Origin of the sequence: Alkalinema pantanalense CENA528 (assembly GCF_050753345.1) — a bacterium.
GTDB lineage: Bacteria > Cyanobacteriota > Cyanobacteriia > Leptolyngbyales > Leptolyngbyaceae > Alkalinema > Alkalinema pantanalense.
This window is the reverse complement of record NZ_JBLZFX010000147.1, coordinates 1-10,424: the sequence shown is the minus strand read 5'-3', so window position 1 is coordinate 10,424 and position 10,424 is coordinate 1. Positions and strand designations below refer to the sequence as shown.

At 48.9% G+C, this 10,424-nt stretch carries 13 protein-coding genes; 7 read left to right on the top strand and 6 right to left on the bottom strand.

Annotation, left to right across the window (positions count from 1 at the left end; all coding sequences use genetic code 11):
* A partial coding sequence (locus tag ACN4EG_RS26130; RefSeq protein ID WP_431633219.1) for a hypothetical protein occupies positions 1–313 on the top strand: 313 nt, incomplete at its 5' end.
* A 73-nt stretch (positions 314–386) separates the two neighbouring features.
* Here ACN4EG_RS26130 and gcvT read toward each other — a convergent pair.
* Positions 387–1,481, bottom strand: coding sequence for a glycine cleavage system aminomethyltransferase GcvT (gcvT, locus tag ACN4EG_RS26125; RefSeq protein ID WP_431633218.1), 1,095 nt, complete (start codon positions 1,479–1,481; stop codon positions 387–389).
* Positions 1,482–1,662: 181 nt separating this feature from the next.
* Between gcvT and ACN4EG_RS26120 the strand changes: the two genes are divergently transcribed.
* A complete protein-coding gene (locus ACN4EG_RS26120) occupies positions 1,663–1,950 on the top strand; it encodes a hypothetical protein (protein ID WP_431633217.1) in 288 nt (95 codons plus the stop codon).
* A gap of 12 nt (positions 1,951–1,962) precedes the next feature.
* Here ACN4EG_RS26120 and ACN4EG_RS26115 read toward each other — a convergent pair whose 3' ends face one another.
* Together ACN4EG_RS26115 and ACN4EG_RS26110 are read right to left on the bottom strand one after the other, a co-directional pair.
* A complete protein-coding gene (locus tag ACN4EG_RS26115; protein ID WP_431633216.1) occupies positions 1,963–2,295 on the bottom strand; it encodes a type II toxin-antitoxin system PemK/MazF family toxin in 333 nt (110 codons plus the stop codon).
* Positions 2,280–2,474 (bottom strand): DUF2281 domain-containing protein, encoded by a 195-nt coding sequence (locus ACN4EG_RS26110; protein ID WP_431633215.1) that lies wholly within the window; start codon positions 2,472–2,474, stop codon positions 2,280–2,282. Before ACN4EG_RS26110 ends, ACN4EG_RS26115 begins: the two co-directional genes overlap by 16 nt.
* Before the next feature lie 238 nt (positions 2,475–2,712).
* On the opposite strand from ACN4EG_RS26110, the gene ACN4EG_RS26105 reads away from it, so the two are divergent.
* From ACN4EG_RS26105 to ACN4EG_RS26095, 3 genes are all read left to right on the top strand, one after another.
* Positions 2,713–3,168: a hypothetical protein gene (locus tag ACN4EG_RS26105; RefSeq protein WP_431633214.1), complete on the top strand. Its 456-nt coding sequence runs from the start codon at positions 2,713–2,715 to the stop codon at positions 3,166–3,168.
* 162 nt (positions 3,169–3,330) lie between these two features.
* Positions 3,331–5,661 carry an NACHT domain-containing protein gene (locus ACN4EG_RS26100; RefSeq protein ID WP_431633213.1) on the top strand — a complete coding sequence of 777 codons (2,331 nt, stop codon included), beginning with the start codon at positions 3,331–3,333 and terminating at the stop codon, positions 5,659–5,661.
* Between the two features lie 388 nt (positions 5,662–6,049).
* The gene (locus ACN4EG_RS26095) at positions 6,050–6,277 is read left to right on the top strand and encodes an RNA-binding protein (protein ID WP_431633212.1); all 228 of its coding nucleotides are present in this window, start codon (positions 6,050–6,052) and stop codon (positions 6,275–6,277) included.
* A gap of 400 nt (positions 6,278–6,677) precedes the next feature.
* On the opposite strand, the gene ACN4EG_RS26090 is transcribed toward ACN4EG_RS26095, so the two are convergent.
* The gene (locus tag ACN4EG_RS26090) at positions 6,678–7,184 is read right to left on the bottom strand and encodes an SH3 domain-containing protein (RefSeq protein ID WP_431633211.1); all 507 of its coding nucleotides are present in this window, start codon (positions 7,182–7,184) and stop codon (positions 6,678–6,680) included.
* A gap of 128 nt (positions 7,185–7,312) precedes the next feature.
* On the opposite strand from ACN4EG_RS26090, the gene ACN4EG_RS26085 reads away from it, so the two are divergent.
* Positions 7,313–8,476 (top strand): hypothetical protein, encoded by a 1,164-nt coding sequence (locus ACN4EG_RS26085; protein ID WP_431633210.1) that lies wholly within the window; start codon positions 7,313–7,315, stop codon positions 8,474–8,476.
* Here the strand turns inward: ACN4EG_RS26085 and ACN4EG_RS26080 are convergent.
* Positions 8,473–9,333, bottom strand: a complete 861-nt coding sequence (locus ACN4EG_RS26080; RefSeq protein WP_431633209.1) for a DUF72 domain-containing protein — start codon at positions 9,331–9,333, stop codon at positions 8,473–8,475. The two genes, ACN4EG_RS26085 and ACN4EG_RS26080, sit on opposite strands and share 4 nt — an antisense overlap.
* A 25-nt stretch (positions 9,334–9,358) precedes the next feature.
* The gene (locus ACN4EG_RS26075) at positions 9,359–9,541 is read right to left on the bottom strand and encodes a hypothetical protein (protein WP_431633208.1); all 183 of its coding nucleotides are present in this window, start codon (positions 9,539–9,541) and stop codon (positions 9,359–9,361) included.
* Here ACN4EG_RS26075 and ACN4EG_RS26070 point away from each other — a divergent pair.
* Positions 9,535–10,134, top strand: a complete 600-nt coding sequence (locus tag ACN4EG_RS26070; RefSeq protein ID WP_431633207.1) for a rhomboid family intramembrane serine protease — start codon at positions 9,535–9,537, stop codon at positions 10,132–10,134. The genes ACN4EG_RS26075 and ACN4EG_RS26070 overlap by 7 nt on opposite strands.
* Positions 10,135–10,424 lie beyond the last annotated feature (290 nt).

Sequence of the window (10,424 nt, the reverse complement as noted above, 5' to 3'; positions counted from 1 at the left end):
TAACATTCGATCGGGCCACCCTACTTGTCCTGCGCAAAAGGGTGGCTTTAATTTTTGGGATTTCTTCCCACCCCAACATCTAGGAGAAATCCCCATGGTTATTAACTTTGGTAATTCCGATCGCGCGATCGATCTGGAACACAAACCGTTGCAATTTTATCTCGTTGGCACCCGCGAAGAAGTTCAAGCTACCATTAACCAGCTCCATGTACTGCGATTTTCCGATCGTATTCGCTGGAGCGTTCCCGTTCCAGTTTCCGGCTCCAATTGGCAATACGTCAGCATCATGCAGCGCGATCGGGCGGCGGAGTGAGTGAGATCGATCAGTTGTCCTGAGAGTTGCCTAAAAACCGGAATTTTCTGAAAACCCCGGTTTTTGCAGGCGCTTACTTGCTAGCCTTGTAGAAAGGCTTTTTGACGATCGTGGCTGGGTAAGCCTTCCCACGAATGCTGACCTCTACCGTATTTCCGATCGTTGCCAGTTCCGTCGGCACATAGCCCAAGGCGACCGGATAGCCCAAGGTGGGCGACAGCGTCCCACTGGTCACAATCCCCACCGTTTCCCCTGCATAGAGAATCGGATAATCGTGGCGGGCAATATTGCGGCCTTCTAGTTGCAACGCCACCAATCGCTTTTGCACCCCGGCTGCCTTTTGCTGCTCCAACACCGATCGGCCAATAAAATCGCCCTTGCGATCTAAATGCACCAACCAGCCTAAACCTGCTTCCAGCGGCGTTGTGTCATCGTTAATATCCTGACCATACAGACACATCGCCGCCTCCAGCCGCAACGTATCCCGTGCCCCTAACCCGCAGGGCGTCACCCCGGCTGCTAACAATGCCTGCCACAGGGCGCGTCCAACTTCCGGTGCAGCCATCACCTCACAGCCATCTTCTCCGGTGTAGCCTGTGCGAGCGACAAAAATGGGTTGATCATTAAAGCTCACTTCAGCATGTTCAAAGGCTTTGAGCGATTCGATCGAGCCTTGTACTAATTTTTGAAGCTGACTTACCGCCTGTGACCCTTGCACGGCAATCAACGTTTTATTATGGGATCGATTTTCTAATTGCAGTTGATTCAGATCGAGATTGGCTTGCATCCAGTCCCAATCCTTTTGCATTGTCGCAGCATTGACGATCGTGATCCAAGATTGTTTGTTACCAGTTCCCCCTTGGTAATAAAAAATTAAATCGTCAATAATGCCAGCTTGGGGATTGAGCAAGACGGTGTACTGGGCCTGTCCCGGTTGCAACCGACTCAGATCGGAAGGAACCAATTTTTGGATCTGTTCCAGCACATTGCCCTTCAGCGAAAAAGCCCCCATGTGGGAGATATCGAACATTCCCACCGCAGTTCGCACCGCTTGGTGTTCTTGGGTGATGCTACTGAACTGAACGGGCATTTCCCAGCCAGAAAAGCTGATCGTGCGGGCGGTGCCCATCAGGTCAAACAAAGGGGTGCGTTGCAGCGTTTCAGTCACGGGGTTTCGGAGAACTCAACAGGTTCTATTATCCCGCGATTGTTGGTGCGATCGGACAGAGAAAAGCCTAAGTGTTTTTTTGCCGCAGGTTGCTAGGAATGAGGCTGCTGAGGGGCTGAAGAGTGGCAATGTTATAATGAAGGCTCAAGCCTATTTTGGGTTGTTTTATCCCACACCTGCCATGAATATTTCTATGACTCCAATGGCTGAAGTATTAGTGCGAGAATTGATGGCGCTGGGTTATGACGATCCTGAAGTTGTGATTGAAGAAGCTTTGAAGGTTTTCCATCGTCAGCAGCTTGAGCTTAATCGGGTCAATGGGCTGGAAGCGGATATTGAGACTGCTGCATTTGCTGATCTGACTGAGACGGAAATTATTCAGGAGAATGAGCAACGATGGCAACGCTTTCAGGAAACTGGACATCAGGTTTCCCATGAGCAGGTTGTGGCGTGGGCTGCGATCGCGTAACTTTCATCTGATTTACTGTTTTAGAATACTAATTAATCGATCGATGACAGCTTCCAATTTTTCAGAGCGCAATTCACCTACTTTGGACTGAATAATTTGACGATCGGCAGTAAATAAACGATTAGGGCGAATATTGCTGCTTTTTGGCAGACTCCCTGACTGAAAGTCACTGTTTTCTAAGGGAATCGCATTAAGATCACGAACCATCTGGCTTGTAATCTGACATAAAATCAGATCGTCACCAGATAATGCGGCAACTACCAATGCAGGACGCTTTTTGGCATCGGTCAAATTGGAGAAGGAAAAGGGGACAACAACGACATCGCCTTTTACAAATCTTGCCATGCTTCGTCTTCCTCGGGCGTCAGCCAATCTTTTGCCAATGCTGATTCACTCAAGAGGCAAGTTTCTAGGGCTGTTTGGCGGTATTGAGCTTTTAAAGATTGCAAAAAGTTCAGAACGTCGTCCAATAAAGCTTCTGGCATCTGCTCAATTTCTTGCAAAATGGCTTCTTTGGATGACATAGATAGTTGGGCTCCAGGCAGTTTCTTGATTGAATCGAGTGATTGGGTCGTTTTTCGTAATTTGATTAGGTCAACGAAGGACTTCATAGTTTCCATTATACGATGTACAGCAAAGTGAGGTGCGATCGCCGTTGCAGGGGCCGCAGATTGCTGGGAATGCAACAGCAATTGCTGATCTTCGATCGATTGGGGTGGATTTGTTACATTGGGAAGAATATCGATCGTTGTGGGGGCGGGAATGATGTTTAACTTTGGGAAGAAGAAGCCAGAAGCGGAAATGCCGAAACAGTCGCAGAGCATGAGTGGCATTGGTGGGAGTGGTCAGCAGGTGCAAGGGGGGCGGGATGCGATCGCGACGCAATCAGCGCAACAGGCGACGCAGCACCAAGGGTTGACGGGGGCGGAGGTGGCGGCGCTGTTGGGGCAGTTGCAGCAGGCGATCGAGGGGGCGGCGCTGGATGCGGCGGTGCAGGAGGAGTTGGTGGATTATCTGAAGGTGGTGAAGCGGGAGGCGCAGAAGGATGCCCCGAATAAGGAACTGATGGCGGGGAATCTGAAGCAGGTGGGGGAGGTGATGAAGGAGCTGAAGGAGACGACGGAGGCGGGGAAAAGTCTTTGGCAAACGGGTGGGGAGGTTTTGAAGGCGATCGCGCCTTGGTTGGGGATGGCGGCGTCGGTGTTTGGGGTGATGTAGGGACGGGTTGGGATGGGGTTGGATGGCCCTAGTGGTGGGACTGATGGGGAACGGGTGGTGAGCAGGCTGTGAGGGTTGGGGCGGATGATGGACGAGCATCGTAATTCCGACGATCGATCGCAAGATCAAAAAATGCAGGATTTGGGGGGTGATGGGCAGCAGGTGCAAGCGGGCGGAGATATAGCCGCTGTTCAAAATTCGCCAGATGCTCAGGTAATCATTCAGCGATCGTTTATTTCATTATTTGGGAATTCCCCGGCGTCGCCTGCGGTGGATTGGGAGTGGGGTTTGCAAATCCTGAAGCAACAGCAACCGGACATTAAGAAGCGGTTGCGGGAGTCGTTGTTTGGGTTGGCGGAGGTGGATGCGATCGAGGTGAAGGCGATCGGCCAGGAAGATTCTCCGGCGTTGGCGTTGGAGGCGGTGAAGTGTTTGAGTGTGGATGGTGCTGAAAAGGGAACGATCGATCCAAATGCGCCGCTGATTGCAACCTATGCGCGGGAGGATATCGAGGGGAAGTTATTGATTTTGGGAACGCCGGGGGCGGGGAAGACGATTACACTGCTGAAGTTGGCAGAGCATTTGGTGGGGGAGGCGATCTCGAATCCGAAAACGGTGATTCCGGTGATTTTTGAGCTTTCGACTTGGCGGGATGGGCAGGAGATTGGGGCTTGGTTGATTGAGCAGCTATGTAAAAATTTTGACTCTAAAGGTGATCGGAACCACAGAATTTATGAAAATTGGCTGAAGCGTCGGGTGTTGTTGCCGTTGATGGATGGGTTGGATGAGTTGGGGATGGTGCGGCAGCGGGCTTGTACGGAGAAGATTAATGATTTTGCACGGGTTTATCCCCACTTGGTGGTGTGTTGTCGGGTAAAAGAGTTTCAGCAGGCGGGGGTGAATTTGTCGAATCTGCGGGGTACGGTGCAGTTGCAACCCTTGAACGATCGGCAGATTGCAGAGTATTTGCAGCAAATGGGGAAAAGCGGGCTGTGGGATCAGATTCAGGCGGTGCCGGAAATGGGGCGGTTATTAGATCCTGTGATTGATCCAGAGAATGCTGAATATGATGAACCGGGATTGCTACGGGTGCCGTTATTTATTTCGCTAGCGGCACAGGTGTATGAACCGGATAAACCGTTAAAGGGAAAGACGGATTTGTTTGAGCGGTATATCGATCGACAGCTTTCATTGAAGTTGCGGGATGCCGATCGTAATCGTAAAGAACTGAAGCATAGGAAGTGGGCCTTTAAACGGGTGCAGGCAGAACCAGATTGGCGGCAGACGCGGCAGTCTTTGGGCTGGGTGGCGCGGCAATTGGCAAAGAATAATCAGATTGAATTCTTAGTTGAAAATATTCAACCTTCTTGCATAGAGAACAAAAGAGAACAGTGGTTGTATTGGTTTCTTTTGTTCGGGATAAATCTTGTAGTGATTGGAGCTTCAATCATATCTATTTTATTTTATTTTATTAACAACTATATGAAAACATTCCCACTAGTTGATTCATTAAATAGCATTATTTTTTGGATTTTTTGGTTTTCTATTATTGCTTCTACTGGGTCAAAAGCTGATACAGTACGAATGTTTAACGCTTTAATTTACTATAGTTTGAATTTTTTATTCAAACTAAAAGTTCCCCAATATATTCGCCAGCATACGCCAATACTGCATGATCTATCATTAGATTCAAAGATTAGATCAAGACTTCCTTCTTTTCCTAAAGGTTTAAAATTGAAAAATCTAGTTTCTGCATATGTTGAAACTTGTAGATTTTTCAGTGCATTGTTTCTTATACCAATTTTACCTATCATATTATTTTTTCAGAATACGGTTATATTTTTCAGTCGCATATTTGGGATTAGTAAAATTTTCAATCAATTAGAACAGGAGCAGAAAGAAATCCGAAACCGAATCAGAGAAGATTTGATAAAAATCGACTATGAAAAATCGCCATATAAACATTCTATAAATCTTTTTATTGCCACCCTAATCTGCACAGATTACTATACTTACAGGAATAAAATAAAGGTTGTACAAATATGTTCTGTAGTACTTATCTCTCCTATGGTGATATTAGTATTTCTCATAATGTCACTATTTAATATCGGCTTTATTTTCACTGATAATTTTCGTAATCCATACGAAAAATTAAATCAAGGGAGAGTAGAGAAATTAAAATTATTAATTCTCAGCATATTTTTCACAGTTGGATTCTTAATCTTTCAACCGTATATTCCAGCTTACTATCAAAATCCAATCCCTTACTGGATATTGAATTTTTTGATTTATTTGTTCACTCTATTGACCTGTATAGACTTAAATAAGTATTTTGCACTCAGAATCACACTCTGGCAGGCGAAAAGCATCCCCTGGAACCTGGCTCAATTTCTGACCTATTGCCATGAGCGTCGCCTCCTCCAGCAGATCGGTGGACGTTATCGGTTTATCCATCGGGAATTGTTAGACCACTTTGCCCAGCATGAAGCATAAAGACTTGAGAATGCATGGAAGATGAGCGACAGGTTGAAACTCTGTTCAAACCCTAGTATTGCCAAATATCACATTGCCAAATATTACAGGATTGCAAAATTCTGAAATACGGTTGACAGAACCCTGGTTTGTCCGTAGTCTGGTTTTTCATAGCTGAGTGCGATCGTGTTTCAACAACCCGATTGAACCAGCTAATTTCCCAGAAAATAAGGCGCTACCCAACGTTGGGTCCAAGCAACGAAGGGCAGCTAAACCCCCAAGCTGGAATGAGCAGCAAGGCGGTCTGACACGGATTTTAACATTCGATCGGGCCACCCTACTTGTCCTGCGCAAAAGGGTGGCCTTAGTTTTTGGGGTTTCTTCCCTTCTCAACAATAGGAAAAAACCCATGTTCATTAACTTTGGTGGCCTCGATCGCGTTATCGATCCCGATCGTAAACCGTTGCAATTTTATCTCTTCGGCACTCGCGAAGACGTGCAAGCAGCAATCAATCAATTACATGCGCTGCGATTCAGCGACAGAGTTCGTTGGAGTCCCCCCATGCCCGTCCCCGGTTCAACTTGGCAATACGTCAGCCTGATGGAACGCGATCGATCCACAGAGGCGGCGGAGTAAGCGCGATCGATCGGTTTTCCCGAGGAGAGTGGATCCCCTCTAACCCCCCTTAAAAAAGGGGGAATAAGAGAAAATAGGAGGAAAGTTGCTAGAATTTCTATTTTTTGCTTGATTAACTCAAAGTCCCCCTTAATAAGGGGGATTTAGGGGGATCGAATCTACGCGATCGGGCCAGAAAGCTTGCCTACAATTCTGTTTTCCCGAAGCATGAGGATCCCTCCTAGCCCCCGCGCTACGCGCCGCTCAACTAGAAAAAAAGGGGCAACAAGAGAAAATAGGAGGAAAGTTACTAGAACTTCTACTTTTTGCTTAATTAACTCAAAGTCCCCCTTAATAAGGGGGATTTAGGGGGATCGAATCTACAGCGGTAATCAATCAATTTGATACTACATCCTTAATCCTAAAGCTGTAAAAACCGCCTTGCCACCCACCCCCGCGTTCCGCCATACGCCACAGGCACCCACACCTCCCCATTCGCCGCAAACCGCTGCCCCGCCGTCACATTCAACCGCTGACCACAGGGCACCGTTCCCAACACCCGCGTCAAACCCGCACTCTGCCGAATGTTCACCACCCGGATCGGACTCGGACACAGCACCAATACCCCTTGTCTAGGTGTCGATTGTGCCACGATCGGCGTTGCAGAAGGAGCCGTATTTGTCGCCGGACTAGTTGCATTCTTCGCAGAGTCTCCATGGGGCGGCACCGAAAACGTAAACTTCGGCAACTCCAGATTAAGCTTCGTCAAATCAGGACGCCCCACAATCCCCCAAGCCGCAATGCCCAACAGCGTCCCAAACGCCAGCTTGTCAAATCCATCAAATTTTTTCTTAGGTGTGACAGGCGGAAATAAAAGTGCGAGAATCGAGCCAATCGTCAGTAGTTTGAATCCCTTAAACGTTCCCATAGTAGTTCCCCCCGATCGTTTAATTCACTCTAGTCATTCACTCTAGTCATTCACTCTAGTCATTCACCCTAACCAGTCCAACCCTATCAAACCGTTCTCCTGCCCTGCCTGATGGAAATCACGGAACCATGACCCTACTGCAAGTCCTCGGAGCCACCTTAATTTTTATTGTGTGTCCCTTGCTGGCCTTCCTGCCGGACTGTAACCAATTGCAAGATGGGTTTAAAATTCTACTTAAAATTATAAAAGGATTGGCGATCGTTGGCCTCTCCAAAGCCTTCTTTCCCGCCAACCCCGAATGGGACATGATTGCCCTGGCTGCCTATGCCTTTGGTCGGTACGGTCGTCAGCTTCCCACGGAACTCACCACGCTCTTGGCCGGATTCGGGCTGCACCACCCAATTGCCGCTGCCTTTGTCATTCCATTAACCCTCGTCGGCACAACCCTGTTTCGTTCTCCTCAACAAAGCCGATGGGTTGCCTTAGCATTAATGGTTGTGATGAATGTTGCCTTTCAACCCCGCAACTCTGCTCTTATCGTGATGACGATCGTGATGGCAGGTGTGGTCAGTTGGGGTGACCAAAAGCGTACCGAAACCGTGACCAAAACCGCTAAAAAAACTGAATATCGCGCCTTTCGCCCCGCAGGCACGATCGCTACCTTAGACGACCCCCTCTCCCCCAAAAAAGCCGGATACCTCGCCGCCACCCTCGCCCATCTCAAACGGGCTGGCTTACCGATCGTTTCTGGCTGGGTACTCTATCCCGGCGACGACCCTGAACCACTGTTTCAACTGCTGCAACCCTCACGCCGAGAACCTGTCTTCATACGGGTTTCCGCCGTCGAGCAACCCAACTTGGATTACAACGTCGAAATCACTAGCATCAATGCCTTTTGGGACGCGATCGTGCAATGTTTTGAAGCCCAACGCAACAGTACCGTTGCCCTCGTAGTTCAACCCAAACTGTGGCCAATTTTCTATGGAACTACCCGCGCGATCGTCTCAGAGTCGCCCACCCTGGAAGTCACCGTCTATTCCGAAGGTACAGCCCCCACAACCCACCAACTCCAGCCACTTTCTTCAGAAGACGCAACAACTTGGACAAACCGTTCGATCGCTGAGGACATGCCCCCCAAGCTATTGCAAGAAGTCGCTAGCCTTAGCGATCGCGCCTTCCACAGCCTCACCAAACTCAGCTCAAACAAGTTCAGCCCAAAACCCACGATCGTTGAATGGAGCCACGACGGAGAACAACTCTGGATTACCGGAATTCGTTTTGAAGTTAACTAAAACAAACTCAGTTGCGAAGGCGTCTCTTCAGCGATTAAATCCCACGGTAATGGCGGCACCTCCAGCCCTGCCTGTTCCAACATCGCCTGAAACCGTCGCGCATTCCGGGGTGAATGATCTTCCAACGGACAATGGACAAAGAAATAGGTTTGCGTCCCTTGGGTCAACCAATTTGCAACAATATCCACCCATTCCGCAAAATAATCGAGATTGTTCTCAAGAATAGGATGGCTAATGTAACGCACAAAGCTAAAGGGGGCAGTCACGATCGGCTCTAAGGGCACATCCGGTTTTTTATTTTGAGAATACTGCTGGGGATTATCCGTCGCACGGTAAATTGCCCGAGTATCCAACAACACTCGTCCAACTTGATGATGGGTCAATAACTCATTCAACCGATCGCGATAACTCGGCTGAAACCACCCCAGATGCCGCACTTCCACCGCCAACGGAACAGCAGTCGCCGCCAGCCAGCCTTGAATGAATAATTCTAAATCTTTGTAATAGGCTGGACTATAGCTCGGAGGCAATTGCAGAAACATCGCTCCCAACTGATCGCCCAATTCCTGCATCAATGCCAAAAACCGCAAAGCATCCGGCAAATGGGGTAACAAATTCCCCTCGTGCGTCACCGTTTTAGGCAACTTTGGAAAAAATAAAAATCCCTCCGGTGTCTCTGCGGCCCAGCGTTTCACCGTCTCCCGATCGGGAATCGAATAAAACGTCGTATTCCCCTCCACGATCGAAAATCGTCGGCTATACAGCTTCAGAAAATCCCGTGCCGATGCTTTTACCGGGAACAACTCCCCCAACCAGCCCTTATAGCCCCAAATTGCCAACCCCAGGGAAAAACTCATCTTCTGCCTGCCCAATCTCTTTTGCCTAGTCTTTGGGTTCTACCCGATCGTTGGTCAGTTTAGCGCACAATTTAGCACACCATGTTCTCAGTAAATAGTCCGCAATCCCTTGGGTGCAGGCCATCCCCCGATTAACCAACCTGTCATCCCCCACCCACGATCGGCTAGCATAGACGCAGCAATCGTTGGAACCGAAGCGCAATGTCACAGGCAGAACGAGAAACCAAAGCACTCATGGCAGAACTGAAAGCCCATGCTTGGATTTTAGGGGGCTTAGTCGGACTGATGTGGGCGATCGAATTTGCGGATCTGGCTCTGGGAGGCCGACTAGAGTTATTGGGCATCCGGCCCCTGTCGCCTGCGGGCTTGCCCGGAATTTTCTTTGCCCCCTTTCTCCATGCTGGCTTCCGCCACCTGATCAGCAATACCCTGCCCTTTCTCGTATTGGGCTGGTTGATTATGGCGCGGGATGTACAGGAATTCATCGCCGTTTCCGTCATTGCAGCCCTCGCCAGCGGAATCGGCACTTGGCTCTTCGGCGTCCCCGGTACACTGCATATTGGAGCCAGTGGCGTCATTTTTGGTTACTTTGGCTATCTCATCCTGCGCGCCTGGTTTGAACGCAGCCTCGGCTCCATCTTCATTGCCCTAGTCGTTCTGTCCCTCTTTGGCGGCATGATTTGGGGCATCTTACCCATCCAAATCGGCATTTCCTGGCAGGGGCATTTGTTTGGTTTAATCGGTGGCATTGTCGCAGCCCGTCTAATTTCCTGGATCAACGGGAAAACTAACCCACTGTAGCTAGTCAAAACTATAGCGGTGGCCCAGACAATTAGGACAATCTTATCTTCACTCGCCAGCCGCTCGATCCCCCTAAATCCCCCTGAAAAAGGGGGACTTTGAGTCAATTAAGCAAAAAATAGAAATTCTAGGGGCTTTCCTCCTATTTCCTCCTATTTCCTCCTATTCCCCCCTTAATAAGGGGGGCTAGCGATTATCTTGAAAGTCAAGTAGGTTGGGGCAGAACTTGCCCTGGATTAGCTATGGCCGCAGGGTTCCAGAAGGTTCCCTGCTTGACCATGGCATTGAGA

Coding starts and splice junctions, on each gene's coding strand:
- ACN4EG_RS26115 (WP_431633216.1), bottom strand. CDS start 2,295: ATGGCAAGATTTGTAAAAGGCGATGTCGTTGTTGTCCCCTTTTCCTTC.
- ACN4EG_RS26090 (WP_431633211.1), bottom strand. CDS start 7,184: ATGGGAACGTTTAAGGGATTCAAACTACTGACGATTGGCTCGATTCTC.
- ACN4EG_RS26105 (WP_431633214.1), top strand. CDS start 2,713: ATGATGTTTAACTTTGGGAAGAAGAAGCCAGAAGCGGAAATGCCGAAA.
- ACN4EG_RS26085 (WP_431633210.1), top strand. CDS start 7,313: ATGACCCTACTGCAAGTCCTCGGAGCCACCTTAATTTTTATTGTGTGT.
- ACN4EG_RS26095 (WP_431633212.1), top strand. CDS start 6,050: ATGTTCATTAACTTTGGTGGCCTCGATCGCGTTATCGATCCCGATCGT.
- ACN4EG_RS26070 (WP_431633207.1), top strand. CDS start 9,535: ATGTCACAGGCAGAACGAGAAACCAAAGCACTCATGGCAGAACTGAAA.
- ACN4EG_RS26110 (WP_431633215.1), bottom strand. CDS start 2,474: ATGTCATCCAAAGAAGCCATTTTGCAAGAAATTGAGCAGATGCCAGAA.
- ACN4EG_RS26080 (WP_431633209.1), bottom strand. CDS start 9,333: ATGAGTTTTTCCCTGGGGTTGGCAATTTGGGGCTATAAGGGCTGGTTG.
- ACN4EG_RS26120 (WP_431633217.1), top strand. CDS start 1,663: ATGAATATTTCTATGACTCCAATGGCTGAAGTATTAGTGCGAGAATTG.